We start from the raw sequence: 16651 nt of genomic DNA on the forward strand, positions 1-16651 counted from the left end.
CAAACACCACTGTATATGACCAATTAACATCACTTATCGTATTTAATGCCCAATAACACCATCACCTTTATTTACAATGGCAATATCATTCAAGTAATCATAACTTGCTTCGTTTATGTTTTGCGCTGCTTCTTTCAAACAAAGTTCCCACGTATCCAGAGATTGTGACAAGGCGTTTTCTGTCAGCGGACTAACCCACAGTACTAACTGCTTTTCACTAATGGATACACAGCATCACCCCAAACTTTATCAGCTGAATCCATCATAATTTCTATTATGATTGGCACTAACTTTTCTAGGATACTAGTACAGTCTCTGAGTTGCTGCCGATTTGCCGAACTTAGGTAAGTTGCGCCGCCGTGAATTAGTTGGTTTCGCAGAGTATAAAGGCGAGACAATAGGATAGACAGAACCTTTGCCGTATCGTTTTGACTAAGGGCTTTGTTCGCAGCAGCCTTAGCTTTACTACGCATAGATTTCCAATCATCTTCAGTCACTCTACCAGCCTGAAAGTCCCAGTAGGCTTGCAGGATAAATTCGTTATCTAGAATTACTCTTATCGTTTTCGAGTACTCATCCCAGATTAGATTGTGCAGTTGCTTGTTCTGATCGCAATTGATTAGCTTTTTTAGAAACTCACCATAGATACCTTGCTCACTAAATTGTTGTCGTTGTTCAAACTCTTGTGCATAGGCGGAATTGAATGCAACCCAAAGAAAGATAAACCTAGAGTCATCATCGTCGCATTGCTCAGATTTATTCAACCAACTTAATGCTCTGTGGACGCGGAGGCTAAGGTTCCGAGGGTAAGTATCACGTTCATTACGTTGGCGTTGTTTTAGTTGTTCAAAGTTGAGCATGCGGTAATCTCATATATCTCGGGTTCATAGAGTTAATATATAAGCATTAGATTGCTTAGAAATTGATCTGTGATGTAAGTTTTACAATCAGTGGTTTGGTTCTATAGTTGTAAACTTGTTAAAGTGATAGGGATCTTAAAGCGAATGAGTAGGGATATATGGATTTTCAGGTTTTTAAATCACTGGTTGAACAAATAAAAGTCGGGAAGCGGTTACCAGATGCAGTCTATCTCCATAAAGATGCATTAGGTGCGGCTCCTGATCAATTACAACGTTTTATCCCTGCTGTAGCTCAGGCTGTCAATGTACCCAATGAACAGTGGAACTTAATCAAATTGTTTAAAAATGAGTTTCGCTTATCACTTCTTAATTATCCTGAATTCTACAATGATTCATATCCAGCGCTTGAGCAAAGTCTTAACGTAGATCTAAGTAAGTTAAGCCATAAAATTACATGTTATCGTGAATCTGATAACCCCCCGATTCTGCACCGAAAGGAAACGATGGTGTTGCCGGATAGTGACTACTATGAGCATTTTGTTGCCTTAACTCAGGAAGGTGAAAAAGCTGGCTTATATGACAATACAAGGATAATTGGTTTTAAAAATTCATGGTTAAACTTGATACATAAAAATGGATATCAGCTCGTAGAAGGACGACTAATAAAGATTTACGATAAAGAGCAATTAGAAAACAACCGTGAACCGGCGGGTATCGATCGCTATAAAACCGCTATTGTTCGTCACGAACTCTCTGCTCCTATGAAATCTTTGGTTAAACAAGGTTATTTAGACGGCCGATTTTCCATCTTTGATTTTGGCTGTGGGCGGGGTGACGACTTAAGGGAATTGGAGGCACATGGCCTTGACGTATTGGGTTGGGATCCAGTGTATTTACCCGATACTGATAAAGTGAATTCAGATATTGTTAACTTAGGGTTTGTTCTAAATGTTATTGAAGATCAAGATGAGAGACTTGAGGCGCTTTTAAATGCGTGGGACTTAGCGGATAAAATACTAGTTGTGTCAGTTATGTTGTCAAATGAGTCATATATTGCACAGTTTCAGCCGTATAAAGATGGAGTAATAACTTCTCGAAACACGTTTCAGAAATATTATGCACAATCAGAAATTAAAGGTTACTTAGAACGCTCTTTGCAGGAAGACATTATCGCTGTAGCACCTGGTATTTTTTATATTTTCAAGGATAAGTTGGAAGAGCAGATATACCTACAACGTAAGTATCATAGGCATCATACTTGGCAACAGCTAACCTCTCCTCAACCAGCTGAAAGCAAAGATCGCGCTAAACTTCTTATCACACAAAATAGTGAACTCTTTGATTCGTTTTGGAATACGTGTTTAGAACTTGGACGCATACCAGCCAATGATGAATTTGAACGAACTGACGAGATTAGAAATCTCATTGGTTCTCACAAGAAAGTGTTTAGTTTACTACAAGAGATGTTTGATACCCATGAATTTACTATGGCGGAGAGGTCAAGGAAGGAAGATCTTCTTGTTTATTTTGCGATGGAGTTATTTGAGAAGAGAAAACCGTATACGCAACAGCCGGAAGGTTTAAAGCGAGATATAAAGGCCTTGTTCGAAGACTACCGTTCGGCAATTGACCTTGCTACTGAGTTGCTATATGCGATTGCGGATAAATTGCTTATCAATGAACAGTGTGAAAAAGCATATCAGGAATTACCAGCAAGTATTCTCAATGATGGCCATTCTCTTATTTTTCACAAGAGTTATATAGAGAAGTTGCCAATACTATTACGAGTGTACGTAGGAGCAGCTCTTCAAATGTACGGAGAGCTAGATGAATCAGTTGACCTGATTAAAATACATATTACTTCTGGGAAGTTAACGTTAACTCATTACGATAACTTTGAACAATCAGTACCGTATTTAGTAGAGAGGACTAAAGTCAAAATGGCCGAACAGGATATCGATTTTTTTGATTATGTTGACGAATCTCGTCGGCCACCTCTTCTTAACAAGCACTTATTGATTGACAATAAACATGAGCACTATGAAAAACAAAAGAGCTTCGATAGGAGATTATCTAAACTATTGGGCGCAACTGATAATCGAGAAGTGATTTTACATAGACAGACATTTGACGAGCTTTTAGGGTTGGCTGGTAAACAAATTTCCGGTTTTCGTATTACTTCTCATTAAATCGATAAGGTGGAAGACTAATCCGATAGGTTCTTCGAGCTTTTTCCTCAGTCATTCCGATCGCCGTCAATACATGTGAAGCCACGTTAGATAGTGCATTGCAAGCAGAACCCTGAGAGATGAACCAAGGATAGCTGTTTGTAAAACGCTGTACATCGGCATCAGAGTGAAATGTTACGCTCCATGTGGTTGGTACGACATCAGTACTACCGTTTCTCGTGTAATTGAACGGTTCGATTGCAGTTAAAAATGTTTTTAGTTCATGGCTTGGCCTTGCTGGGTAATACTCAACAGCAGTGGCTAAACCGACAATTAGAGAGGTAGGGGAGGTTCCACCTCGCAGGCCTGCTTCTTGTCCGCCACCGTGAATGAGTGGAACTAACTCTGAGTCTCGAGCATCTCGAACGTACAGAGCGCCTATACCTTTAGGTCCATATATCTTGTGCCCTGAGAGCGAGAGCATATCGATATCCAAGTCATCTACGTCGATATCGCATTTACAGAAACTTTGCGCAGCATCCGTATGAAAAGGAATATTTTTTTCAAATGCGATTGCACCGAAATCTTTAATAGGCTGAATAGTTCCCAACTCATTGTTTACATGATGGATGGAAATCAGGATAGTATTATCACGTATCGCTTTACGTACTGATGCAGCAGAGATTTTTCCCTCATTATCAGGAGCTAGATAAGTAACGTCAAAACCTAACTCTTCAAGAAAAGCACATGTATTGAGAATACATTTGTGCTCTATTGATGAAGTGATTATGTGACCTTTCGATTCTAATTTATTGAAACATAACCCTTTTATAGCTAGGTTGTTTGCCTCGCTCGCACCGCTAGTAAAAATAATCTCGCTAGGTAGTGCTCCGATTTTTTCTGCGACGATCTCTCTAGCTTGTTGTATGGCTTGATAGCTGGCTCGTCCCGCTTGGTGTGCAGATGAGGCATTAGCAAAATTATCTATTTCCCATGGTTTCATCGCTTCAAGCACTTGTTCTGAAACTGGAGTAGATGCTGCATAGTCGTAATAGTTTTTCATTAGACGGTTGTTAGCTCGAGGTTAGAAATAAATATGATAATTGAGTCTTATCGTATACTGATTAAGTTGTGCCTTAAAGATCATTCTTAGTACAATGAGTAAGTTAATGAATCATATGAACTAATAATGATTGCCATTGGATTGATACTTATTATTCCGACAACTCTGTTTTGACTTCACCCTCAAGTCAAAATGAATGTGAAAATGTTACCTGTGTAGCTAATTTGTTGTATATTTCTGTATGTGACTGTTTATATATACAGCATTGTGACATCTTTCAGTAAAAGTACCTAGACCTAATGATATTAATGTGTAAGATCGGTGTTTGGATAAAATCTCCAATTCAACAAGGTACGCACAGTGAATATCGAATCAACAACTCTGAAGTTCTCCGGACATCAAACCTTCCCTATCCGTTATGGCTGGATTTATAAGATAATTCAAGAGGTTGTAAATGGTGAATCACTTTCTAGTAAGGATGATGTTGATAAACAGATGGAATCTATGGGTATGGGGAGAAATATGGTTCTCTCTGTGCGGTATTGGATTCAAGCACTGAATTTGGTTACATGCGTTGATAATAAAAATCAAATTTATCGATTAACACCTCTAGCCGAAAAGCTATTTACGAGCACTGGTGAGCATATAGCTTTTGACGAGTATTTAGATAAAATTGGCACAACCTGGCTTTTACATTGGTTACTTCAATCACTAGAAGTAAATGAGGGGAAATTAAACACTTCTAGATTTTTCTTTAATTACTTCAATGGTATAAAGGTAAAAAAAGAAGCTTTGTCTACTGAGATAAAGGATTCGTTGGTTAACCATGATAAAGAGGTGACGGAAGCGACTCTAAATAAAGACATAGACTGTTTTTTGCAGATGTATGCACATAAGCCCCTCCAAGCAAGCAAAATCAATGAAGATAGCTTCGCATCTCCTTTCACTGAATTAAGCTTGATCAAGCAAGAAGGAGCGAAAGAATATATTGCTGAACTTTCTCGAAGATCCTCACTACCTGTGGAAGTTTTTGCTTTTGCGGTTATCGATTTTATGAAGATAAAACAAAAAGATAGCAAGATAGGTACCCTCTCTTTTGAATCATTGTTGAATGATGTAGGCTCGCCTGGTCGAGTATTCCGCTTATCCTCAATTGGAATTAGCGATTTGTTAGATCAAGTGGAAACCCTGACTAATGGGATGATTGCTTGGACTGATACTCAAGGGTTAAGACAGGTACAGCATTCTTTTAAAAATATAAATGATGTCGACTCGGCAGAATACCTTAAGCAATACTACCAACCAGAGGATAAATAAGCCGTGACTCTTAGCAATATGTACTCTATCGCAACGCGCCATCAACGTTCAACTCGTATCGATAGTGACTTGAACGCCGATTTTTTTCATGGTTTGGTTTATCACGGTACCGCTCAAACAGCACTTGAAACCTTGTTTCGTCAGTTCAATCAGTCTGGGCAAAGTGCATATACTCTAACCGGAGCTTATGGATCAGGGAAGTCGACGGTTGCGCTTTTGATCGCTGGACTATTACACGCAGATTCAGAAATCCGCCACTCAGCTATATCAACTATCCATGAGGAGTCTAAAGCACTTGTTGACGCAAGTTTTGACTACAAAGATGGTTGGTTACAGATTCGATCTGTAGGCGGTGTCAGTGGTGCCGTAGAGTCATTTTGGAATGCTACGCTTGTTGCTTTGGAAGAGCACCCAAATACTCGAGGAAGGAAAAAATTTAATAAATATAAGAAGGCGCAAGTAGAAAGCGATATTGATTTAATAAAATCATGGAAATCACTTTTTGATGATGTTGCCTCTCATGTGGATGGTATTTTGATTGTCGCTGATGAGATGGGTAAAAGCCTTGAATACATAAACCGCAGCGGTGGTGATTTACACTTATTCCAAGATATAGTAGAGAAGTTCTCTCGTATTAACACGCCAATGATTTTTTTAGGGCTTTTACACCAAGCATTTAGTGAATATGCAAAAGAGCGTGGAACTAAACTCCAAGATGAATGGGCAAAGATACAAGGGCGTTATAGTGATATTTTGTATAACGTATCTACCGATGAGACTGTCGCGTTAATTAGTGATTCGATCAAAGCTGACTCAAGTCATCAAGGTCATCACAATCAACTCGTAAAAAGAGTGTTGGATGCTCTTGAGGATAAAAAGAGACGTAAAGAGTTACTGTTAAAACGCTTGGAAGGTTGTATTCCCCTGCACCCTTTAACAGCCTTGCTTTTGGGACCTATTGCAAAAAGACGATTTAGCCAAAACGAACGCAGTACTTTTAGTTTTCTAAACTCACACGAACAGTTTAGTTTTCAGCTGTTTTTGCAGCAAACTAGCGATGAGCATTCGCTATATGATTTAAGTAATCTGTGGGACTACTTAGAAGCTAACATGGAACATGCGATTCTAGGTTCTCCTGATGGGCATGCTTGGGCAACTGCTACAGATGCTATTAGAAAAGCAACAAAGAAGGATTTTCCGCTTCAAACCATTAAATTATTGAAAGCTATTTCGCTGATTACACTCTTTGGAAAGTTAGCTAATTTAACTGCAACTAATGAAATCCTTTTAACGACGAATGATATTTCTGATCATGAAGAGTTAAATCAGTATTTACAACAACTCAAAAGTGCTTCCTGTATTGTTTACCGTAAACATCTTTCATCATGGGTTGTATTTGAAGGCTCTGATATTGATATTGCTGAACTCGTTGAAGAAAAACTAGAACAGATACAAGACGGGAATGAATCAATTGAACGTATCAACTTTAGTTCACAAGTTATTGCGAAAGGTCATTATCATGAATTTGGTACATTGAGATGGGTGACTCAGACCGTTGTTCAAAAGTTTAATCATGTTGATCTTGAAAATCTAAAAAGAAATCGAAATGGAGAATTCGCGAATTTTGTTTTATTGCTCAAACACGAGCCAGAAAAACAATTACTTGAGTTAACTCGAAGTGACAAGTCCTTGATGCTTGCTTATGCACCCAATGCAGAAGAAATTATTGGTTTAGCAAATGAGAAATATGCTCTAGAGCTTATCAAGAGTGATAAAACAACGGGTTCAATCCTAACTCACGATAAGGTCGCTCGTGAGGAATATCGAGCTCGAATATTTAATGCACAATCTGCCTTGGATTCAGCATTAGTCGCAGGATTCAATGGAGCCCGTTGGTTGCATGATGGTGAGATCTACGAGAGCGAAACCATGAGTGAAATAGCTACTTTTGCGGCTGACAGGATTTTTTACAAAGCACCTAAAATTCTTAATGAGTTGGTGAACCGAAATAAGCTATCTGGAACAGCGGTATCTGCACTTAAAAAGCTTCTTGAGGCTATGTTATATCAAGAAAAAATTGAAGCTCTTGGTATTAAAGGTTTTCCACCAGAAAAATCAATGTACTTCAGTTGCCTTAAAACGACGGGTATTCATTCTGCTGATGCAGACGATGGGAAGCATTGGAAGAGAAATGAGCTGAATGGCAATTTCGAAGATGTTTTTATTACTGCAGAAAAATTATTGAAGCAACATCATGGATCTCAAGTAGAGTTATCCAAGATTGCAGAATTATGGGCGTCTGAACCATTTGGATTAACTAAAGGTGTTATCCCCATTTTTATTCTTGTTTTATTAAAGTCGATGGGAGATGAAATAGCCTATTATGAAAAAGATATGTCTGGAGATTTTTCCTATATAGCGGAACCAGATACTGACTATGTTCAAAAGCTTATTAAAAACCCAGGAGACCTCGCGGTAAAGTACATCGTTCTTGCGAAAGAAGATAAAGAATGGTTACAACACTTATCAGTTTTTGCCGCTGCAGAAACTAACCGAGATGTCGCAAACAACATACTAGCCGTTGCAACACCATTAGTAACTACCATGCATAATCTACCTCAATGGGTGAAAAATGCGCATAATTTAGTGCCCGATGACGAGATAAAGAATAAGAAATACCTGAAAATCCGAGACCTTTTTTTACAGGCAAATGACCCGCATACTCTACTGATAAAAGATTTAAAAGAAGTACTAATAACTGAAAAGTTAGACGGAGATCTTATTGGCAAAATTGACATGCTAGAAGATTGTTTTTCTACGCTTCGTCAGAAACATGAAATGATGTTGGCCAGCATCAAGCTCAAAGTTAAAGCGATATTCCCCGAAACGGGTGAAGAGCTGACTCAAATGTGTCAGTACGTTGAACAAAATTCAGGTGATTTGCGCCTTAAGGCATTTGCTAGAGAGTTAGCAAAGAGTGATACGGGCTTACTTCAGTGGTTAGAAAGCATGATACAGATTGTGATCGGGCGAGGTAAACAGAACTGGAATGAAGGTATTCTACAAACAGCTTCAAACAAGATTAGTGACTATGCGCAAGACTTTTTAAGTGTGGTTAAGTCACAACGCTCTAGTGAGGAATATTCAAGCCCAGCGAAAACGAAACTTGTCTCTCTTGTTTTGGAAGGTGATGACGGGCAGCTAACATCATTTAAGAAAGAAATTAGAGCTGTAGAGGTTAAACAAATTCAGCCAGTCTTAAATGCTATTGAGACTCAGCTAGCGGATCTGGATGAATTTGAAAAAGTCAGCGTGTTACAAAGGTTATTGAGACAAACGTTAGAGGTTCGGAGTTAAAAGCTTAGGTATTATTAATGAGTGAAGAACGAAAAGTAAAACATGTCCTGGGCCTGTCTGGTGGAAAGGATAGTGCAGCGTTAGCTGTGTATATGGCAAGGAACTATCCGGAACTCGATATCGAGTATTTTTTTACTGACACGGGGAAGGAACTTCCCGAGGTATACGAATACCTTGAACAGCTAGAAATCGTTTTAGGCAAGCCTATTTTACATATCAATGATAAAAAGGGATTCGACTACTGGCTTAAGGAGCACAATAACTATTTGCCAGCAGGTCAACAGCGTTGGTGTACTATTCGCATGAAGTTAGAGCCTTTTGAAAAATGGATAAGACCGTATCTAGATGATGGTTATGAAGTTATTTCGTACGTTGGAATACGCGCCGACGAACCATGGAGAGATGGATACAGGCCAAACGAAAATCAGAAATACCTGACGATCAAAATGCCTTTCGCAGAAGACGGTATTAAAAAGCAGGGTGTTCTAGATATGCTTGATAGTGCCGGATTAGGTTTACCGAAATATTATGAATGGCGTTCGCGGTCTGGGTGTACTTTTTGCTTCTTTCAACGAAAAATCGAATGGGTACGTTTACGCGAGAGGCACCCTGAAGCTTTTGAAGAAGCTAAGTCATATGAAAAGCGGGCAGAAACGAGTGCCAATGGAGAAACCTTTTTTTGGATGGGGCCAAACGAGCCTCTAGAAACATTGGAAGACCCTGAGCGGATTAAACAAATCAAAGAAAATCATGAAAAAGTTAAAGTTCGCTTCGAGAAAAAGAAGCAGCGCGAGCGCAAACGCCGCCTAGGCATGCATGCAATGGTTGATGAAAGCATGCTCATCGATACATTGGACATGGATGCCATGTATGATTTAGAAGAGGGTGGTGGAGCTTGTATAACGTGTTATAAGTAGTGAACCCGGAATCGATGATAAGAACTCTGCTAGATTTAAATTAGTCAGAGTTCTTGCATTTTTATAAAATTAAGCTGAAACAATGGTTTTATAAAAAATCGCTTTTAAGAATGCTTTACGCTCTAGAAAAAACTTATGTGTAGGAATCCCATTAGCACTATGTTTATCAAAAATAGTTTTTGTTTCACTTACTAACCAGTGTTGACCAAGCCCTGATTTTTCTAAAAATTTAAAAGCTTCGAAACAAGGTTGATTAGACTTACTCATATTTAGGTTTCCTGGAAGAGGGAACATGTTACCTAAGCCATTAACAATAACTTGCCTATCTTCACTATCAAAGTAACTTGACCTATTGTGGCTTTGTATACTACTAGGCTCCATATGATCAAGATGAAGCTTCTCTACATCGTTTTCACTTATAGTCATCTTAAACTCATTTAATTTAAGCTCTTTGGATGACGATTTTATAAGTCTTGAAAATAGGACGCAAACTTTAATATCATTTTTATTGTAGCGCCAGTTATCAAGCCAGTGGTTTAGTTCATCCTCTAAACTTTTTGTAATGAAATCCTCTTCATTAAAGTCAATATTTCTTGAGTTGATATTATTACTTTTTATTAACTTTATAGCATATTCTCTTGGAAGCTCTGCTGAAGGTGACTGCATTACTAATTGCCAAATTCGTTTAGATAAATTGTGTATTTCAATATGCTCCTTATTATCACTTATTAGTGTTTTAAAAAAATTACTAACCAACTTTGGCTCAAAGTCTTGAGAAATGTTCTTTTCAGTGTATTTAAATATTACGTTTGTCAGTCCAACTAAAACACCGAACTGGCCGAGAGCTGATAATAAGTGAACCAATTTGTACGTAGGAGTTCTGTTTATCGAATATTCAGCCTTTAATGCTTTTTTGTTACGACTTTTATGCCATATATCAAAGGTGTTAACAAAAATGGTTGAAGCTTCTAATGTATTAAAATCTTTGACGAAACTAGAGTGTTCGTAGCTTGATCTATTTTCAAGGTAATTAGTAATTTTTAATCTATTCTTTTCATTTGATTGCAACAGGTAGTCGGTTTCACCTGAATAGAAAGATGAAAAAATGTAGGTAATTAGAGGTTTATGCGCAATCTTTATCCCATCAGGGAAAATAGACTCTCCCCATTGCTCTTCTTGTTTTTCAATTACTTTATTAATTGTTTCTTCGGGTTCGGTTTTATTAAAAAGGCAATATTTTTTATAAAACTGGTTTTTAATTAAATCAAGATCATCTAATGATAAAGCTCGATCATTTAAGACTTCAAATAAAGTATAAGCATCATTTACACTACCAGTTTGTATGACACAAAAATTAACTTCTTTCATGAATCTTTCTATCATTTTTATAGTATTTATAGCCTTTAATAATGGTTCTTCACCAACAGAGGAGCTGATTTTTGTAAAATTATTAAATATAGTTAATATAGAATTCATATATTGAGAAACGATAGGATTTTCATCATTTTCAACAAACTCGAATGTTTGTTCATTTTGGCTATCTAGTTTTATTAGGCTATTAATCAGTGCCGAATTTAGTTGGCTATTGAATGCTGAACGGTCATACGATAATTTTATATCTTTTTCTGCAAGAGATTTTTCCAATAACTTTTTATATTCATATTTATAGTCTGTTTTACCTTCACTTCCTTTAGGTAAATAAGCACTGTTTGCAAAGGTTTCTAGTAGAGAGGTTTGTATATTGTTTTGTTCTTCTTCAGTTTTTGCATCCTCAAAACTATCTATTTTAGCTAGTATATTTTCTTTAAGAGTTTCAAATTCTTTTTTGTTATATTCTTTATATAAATAAGTAGCGCTCAGAAAAAAACTATCCAGCAACCCAGAGACTCTAGATCTTCTGTATAGAAGCGCCTCTCTAATTGCTACTCTAATAATTAAAAAACAAACAAAGTTTATTAAAAAAACAGTTGTAAATCTTTGCTGACCATCTATTAATTGATGGGTAATACCACTATCTTTTTTTACCGTAACAATAGACCCGGTAAAATAATTACCACTTTCCTCGTTGTGCCAATCACTAATTAGTGTATCTATATACTCTGATGGCCAACGATATGGTCTTTGGTAATGTGGTATCTTAACTAAGGCTTTTTCAATACCTTGTTCAGTTCCAAACGTTAAATTATAGTAATTGGCTATTTTAGCTTCTTTTAATTCCATATTAGTCTCTTTAAATTATTAGTCTTAAAGCTTCACTTTTTCTACCAGGTAAATAAATTTCTATTTCATCAAATGCATATAGCTTGAGGTACGAGTAGAAATTTTTTTGGAGGCTTTTCACTTCTTGTCTATAAGGAGCAGGGTCATCGGCAATCGCATCGTGCAGTAAACGCGATATTTGCCCAAACCCTAGATCGCGGTCGCTAATGTTGTTACAAACTTGGGTCTTTAACCACCGATAAGCTTTACTTTGCTTAAATAGTACTGTGGCAAGCTCTTTATCATTTCTAGCGTTTTCTATTTGAGCAAATGGAAGGGATGGATTGAGTTCATACTCTTTGGCAAAATTGCCAGGCTTTACTAACGGGAAATCAGAAACAAAAAGCTCTTTACACTGCGGTAGCACATACTCAGGCCACGACATTTGAAGTTCAGGTTTATCTATCCCCTCGATGCTTTGTATGTACTGTTCCATTTTATCAATGTTTTCCAACGTTAGCTCAGATGCTGAGTTGATTATTTTATTGATAAACTCCTTGGAATCAGAGGAAGCCAGCACTCTGTTACAAGCTTCTATGTTGCAATCATTAACTAGTGCTAGTCCCTTTCCTGTTAGGTTGGCACTACCACTAAATATTGTATCTTCATCAACTTGAAAGATTTTAGCATGTAAGTTGGGGAGCGATTTGACTTGGAACCCTTTTGCAATGCAATCGTGAAGAGCACTTAGATCACTTGAGCCTTGGATAAAATCTAATGGTGTAAAACGCCCGACTAATTTTACAGAAGGGTAGTGTCCTTCAACTAACTGACTCAACCAGCGTGTCGCTGGTTGGGTCATGAAAGCGGAAATAATGTTCAAGCTCTTGCAATTAGGGATTATGGCCTCTAACTCTTCTGTTAGCTCAGAGTTGGAAATTAATCCTGTCATTAAAAGTCGTCCATTTCATCGTCTGATGGCTCGTCTAAGAACTCACTGATAACTATGCCCCATTCTCGTCTAATAGAATTCAAATAAGCCAAGCGCCGTTCATCGGTTGTTTCATTCATTACTCGAGCAAACCCAGCTATGGTGGTTTGCATTATTTCGAGTTCATCTGGTTCCAATTTACTTACTAATTTTTTATAGAATATATGATTAGTATTAAATAGAACGAGTGTTAAGCCTTTACTGGTAGATACATCAAAAAAAGCATCTGAATCTCTAGCCACATCTTCAATTAGAAAACGATTTCCTGTCAGTATTAAACGTTCCGCTTTTTCTTCTGCTTCTTCTTCACTCATACCACCGGCTTTTTTTAGATGGTCGACGACATCCTTTTTCTCGAGTTTTTCAGGTGGAGTATCTTTGGCTTTGTGGCCATGATTATCTCGATTGACTGATCCTTGCGTAGCTTTTGATGCAGCACCTTCAGATGCTGTTTTTGGTTCTTCACCTTTTACAGCTTTACCTTCAATATTGATCGTATCTAATAATTTCGTTAAGGCTGATACATGTTTTTTTATTACAGCGACTACTTTAAGAACTTGTAATAACGAGTCAGAGTTTTCCTCAAGATCACGAAGGTATTCTTGCTCGGAGTCAAAACCGGCTTGAGTGAATATATTCTTCATTTCGTAAGGTATTAATCTTACGGCATCTTGCTTATTGTTCGTGACGCCAAAAACAGCATCTAGAGTAGGAGGGAAAGATACCTCGATACCTATGAATCGTCCCTTACTTTCCCTAAGTGCAGAAGTTAGGAAAGAATCCCTTAGTACAAGTTCTCTGTTTGCTCGAACTATTGAAATGCCGACATTTTTACCACAATGCTTACCCCATTGAGTACCTCCTAATCTGCCAACAGTGTCCTTGAGGATTCTATTCGAAATATTTTTCTTAACAATCGAGGTGGTGACGGTTACATCATCTCTCTTAGGTTCACCATTTTCATTTATATACTCAACGGAGATAACCTCTTCATCGACTTTTTCGAAGAAAGCTTCACCTTTATAGTTACCTGGGAGGGCTGGCAGCGAGGTCTTCTTTTTTAGATACATAGGATCGTTGGCTTTGAATGTTTCACGATCATAAACATCAAGACGGTTTTCGCCTGATTTACGGTAGGTGATACTTTCTATTTTTATATTGTCATCACTGATGAAGTTGCGATACATTCTGCCCACTAAATGTTCACAATGACGGTAAATAGACTTACCTGTTTTCCAACTAAGGCGGTCAAGCTTAGACCATATAATGAGGGTCCCTGATTCTGGTCTTTTGGTAAAAAAAGCTTTTTCATATTTGGTTGGGATTGGTTTAGCTAATGGAATTGGAACTTCTTCAAGTTGTCCGCTTTTCATTTCATCTACATCTAGATAGGTGTAATGAGGTTCGTTACCATTTTGCCAACTCCATACTTCAACTCGCTTGCATTGCGAGATAGAAGAATTGGGCAGCCCCATACCAAATTTACCCATACCCCCAGTATCTTTTCTATGCGTTCCACCACCAAATTGCATGGCAACACGAAGAGTTTCACTGTCCATGCCAATGCCGTTATCCCATAGAGAAATTTCCGAGACAGTATAGTTTTTTCGTGCAGCTAATTGTTCTTCAATAAAACCGACTTCAACGCGAGTCGCTGTTGCTTGTAAACTGTTATCAATTAATTCAGCTAGCGCATAAGCTGTGTTGTTGTAGCCATTGTCTCTTAGAGATTCAATGACAGTTTCTGCACTTAAAAACCTGTTACTCATTAATTTGTATCCTTGTCCGCCCACATATCGTTCCAATACCCGAATGCGAGACTAGTGCTTTGAAATTCTGGTATATCATCCATTACGGTATAAATATTACATTCTTTATTCCCACCACTTCTTGGACCTCGCATCGCTCTTCCCGCCATCTGCAAATATTGAACTAACGAGTTCATAGGCTTTGCTATGACAGTGACATTAGTCTTGGGTGCGTCGAAACCAGCAGTTAAAACATTGAAGTTAACTAAAACTTGTAACTCACCGTTTTTATATTGTGCGATTTTAGCTCTTCTACTTTCAGGTGAATCGTTTTTACTATCAATAGAGGCAGCTTTAATACCTTGGTAAGACAGTGCTGTGGCTAAATTAATACCGTGTTCAACAGTGCATGCGAAAACGATGATTTGTGAATTCAACTTACATTCGTCGATTATAGTGCTCATAATCTGGCGATTACGTTCAATATTGTTAGCTAGTGTTGTCATTGTTTCGGTACCACCAGCATCCTTTAGCTCGTAGGCAGTGATACTTGAATGATCGTAGTTGAGAGACTTAAAATTCGCCTTAGCGAGATAGCCATGTTCAACCAAGTAATCAATTGGTGAAAGGTATCCGGATATTTGCATTGATACCTTATTGTTATAAAAAAAATCAGCCAACCTTTTGTCTTCTGTAGATAACCCGTCTACAGAATAGCTTCGGCCAGGGGTCGCTGTTAACCCAATTAAATCGGCTTGAAATGCTTCATTGTTGATAAAATCGTAGACGACTTCTTGAAATTTTGGAGCGACAGCTTTATGTGCCTCGTCAAAAATGACTAATGTTACTTTTTCGGCAAGCTCTTTATAAAGAAGTTTTAGTTGCCGCGAGTTAGATTTTCTTAAGCTCAATAGTTTATGTAACCCAGCAACAACAAAGCCAGCATCAATTCCACTTAAACTTTCAGTCGAGCTTGAGTAAAAACCGTAGAGTGAAGTGGGGCGATTACCCAATGCTTTCCAAGCAGTTGAGAATTCGTTATACGCCTGTGAACATAGCTCTTCACGGTCAGCTAGCCAGAGTACTAGGTTGTCTTCGCATTCTCTCAAGTGTTCAGAAGCAATATTCATTGCTGTACGAGTTTTTCCTGCTCCTGTTGGTAGGTGGATTAACACTCTTTCTTTCTGGCTATTGAGATTGGTAAAGACCTGTTTACTGATGTTTTGTTGATAAGGGTAAAGGGCGTAAGCTGGCTCGACGTAAGCAATGCTATCAAATTCAATTTCTTGATCTAGCTGACTTTTATATATGTCTGATAGCCCTAAAGTTATTGAGAACTTTTCTAGATTCTCCTCTGCCCAGGCAACAATTGCATCGTAATGCTTTGGTGTTACGTGTTGGGGTTGTAAACCAAAGCTCGGAAATAATTCTGTTAGTTGCTTTTGAGTTAGCCGATCAATTAATTTATTACGTAATGATCTGTCAAATATGAAGTCTACTTGTTTGACACTTGCAACAATTCCCGCGAGTTTAGCTTTATTGAAAGATGAGTCTTCTGAGGAGGAGAACTGTTGGTCAATATCTAGTGCGAAGTTGATGGCACTTTTAGGTAAGAAATCTAGCAACTCATCTTCGGAAAAATTTAAGAGTATTTTAATGAGCATTTCTCTTCCTTCAAGCTCGAACTGGGTGACACATCATATTACTGCTGTGATAGTTTGCGTAGTTTATTATCATTATATTCAAAACATTACATTAATAACCCTGCTCCTTCAAGGATATTAGTGAGATTGTATGCATACGACTCTTATAGTGAGAAGTTGCATAACAAAAAATCAAGATTTTGTACATATCAGGTGTTAAATTCAATTAGATTTATAATTTTTGTTTCTATCACATCTGAGCGCTCCCTTCGTTAGGGCTGTGGAGCGATTCATTTATTCGGACAGTATGCACAGGATAATTAGAGGTAGAAATGCACGTCTCGTCTAATTCGTTACATGGTATAGAATAAAATGGAGGAGGTTAGAA

The 16651-nt window shown here is 37.8% G+C and carries 10 protein-coding genes; 4 read left to right on the plus strand and 6 right to left on the minus strand.

The genetic code is table 11. The annotated features are described in order from the left end of the window. Positions 1-203: 203 nt before the first annotated feature. Positions 204-860, minus strand: coding sequence for a hypothetical protein (locus tag ACXJY6_RS06850; RefSeq protein ID WP_458767801.1), 657 nt, complete (start codon positions 858-860; stop codon positions 204-206). A gap of 158 nt (positions 861-1018) precedes the next feature. On the opposite strand from ACXJY6_RS06850, the gene ACXJY6_RS06855 reads away from it, so the two are divergent. Further along, the gene (locus ACXJY6_RS06855) at positions 1019-3049 is read left to right on the plus strand and encodes a DNA phosphorothioation-associated putative methyltransferase (RefSeq protein WP_458767802.1); all 2031 of its coding nucleotides are present in this window, start codon (positions 1019-1021) and stop codon (positions 3047-3049) included. Here the strand turns inward: ACXJY6_RS06855 and ACXJY6_RS06860 are convergent. Beyond that, positions 3036-4091 (minus strand): cysteine desulfurase family protein, encoded by a 1056-nt coding sequence (locus tag ACXJY6_RS06860; RefSeq protein ID WP_458767803.1) that lies wholly within the window; start codon positions 4089-4091, stop codon positions 3036-3038. The genes ACXJY6_RS06855 and ACXJY6_RS06860 overlap by 14 nt on opposite strands. 360 nt (positions 4092-4451) lie before the next feature. On the opposite strand from ACXJY6_RS06860, the gene ACXJY6_RS06865 reads away from it, so the two are divergent. The 3 genes from ACXJY6_RS06865 to ACXJY6_RS06875 are packed head-to-tail and all read left to right on the plus strand — an operon-like array spanning position 4452 to position 9682. Next, the gene (locus ACXJY6_RS06865; protein WP_458767804.1) at positions 4452-5408 is read left to right on the plus strand and encodes a DUF4007 family protein; all 957 of its coding nucleotides are present in this window, start codon (positions 4452-4454) and stop codon (positions 5406-5408) included. Positions 5409-5411: 3 nt separating this feature from the next. Beyond that, entirely contained in the window at positions 5412-8765 is a 3354-nt protein-coding gene (locus ACXJY6_RS06870) for a hypothetical protein (protein ID WP_458767805.1), read from the plus strand. 17 nt (positions 8766-8782) lie between these two features. Then, positions 8783-9682, plus strand: a complete 900-nt coding sequence (locus tag ACXJY6_RS06875; protein ID WP_458767806.1) for a phosphoadenosine phosphosulfate reductase domain-containing protein — start codon at positions 8783-8785, stop codon at positions 9680-9682. Between the two features lie 69 nt (positions 9683-9751). On the opposite strand, the gene ACXJY6_RS06880 is transcribed toward ACXJY6_RS06875, so the two are convergent. Genes ACXJY6_RS06880 through ACXJY6_RS06895 form a run of 4 tightly spaced genes read right to left on the minus strand, consistent with a single transcriptional unit; the run spans position 9752 to position 16284 of the window. Further along, positions 9752-11902, minus strand: a complete 2151-nt coding sequence (locus ACXJY6_RS06880; RefSeq protein WP_458767807.1) for a DUF262 domain-containing protein — start codon at positions 11900-11902, stop codon at positions 9752-9754. Positions 11903-11912: 10 nt separating this feature from the next. Further along, positions 11913-12833, minus strand: coding sequence for a phospholipase D-like domain-containing protein (locus ACXJY6_RS06885; RefSeq protein ID WP_458767808.1), 921 nt, complete (start codon positions 12831-12833; stop codon positions 11913-11915). Next, entirely contained in the window at positions 12833-14641 is a 1809-nt protein-coding gene (locus ACXJY6_RS06890; protein WP_458767809.1) for an ATP-binding protein, read from the minus strand. Before ACXJY6_RS06890 ends, ACXJY6_RS06885 begins: the two co-directional genes overlap by 1 nt. After that, positions 14641-16284, minus strand: a complete 1644-nt coding sequence (locus ACXJY6_RS06895; protein WP_458767810.1) for a DEAD/DEAH box helicase — start codon at positions 16282-16284, stop codon at positions 14641-14643. Before ACXJY6_RS06895 ends, ACXJY6_RS06890 begins: the two co-directional genes overlap by 1 nt. Positions 16285-16651 lie beyond the last annotated feature (367 nt).

The organism is Vibrio phycocola, assembly GCF_054404255.1.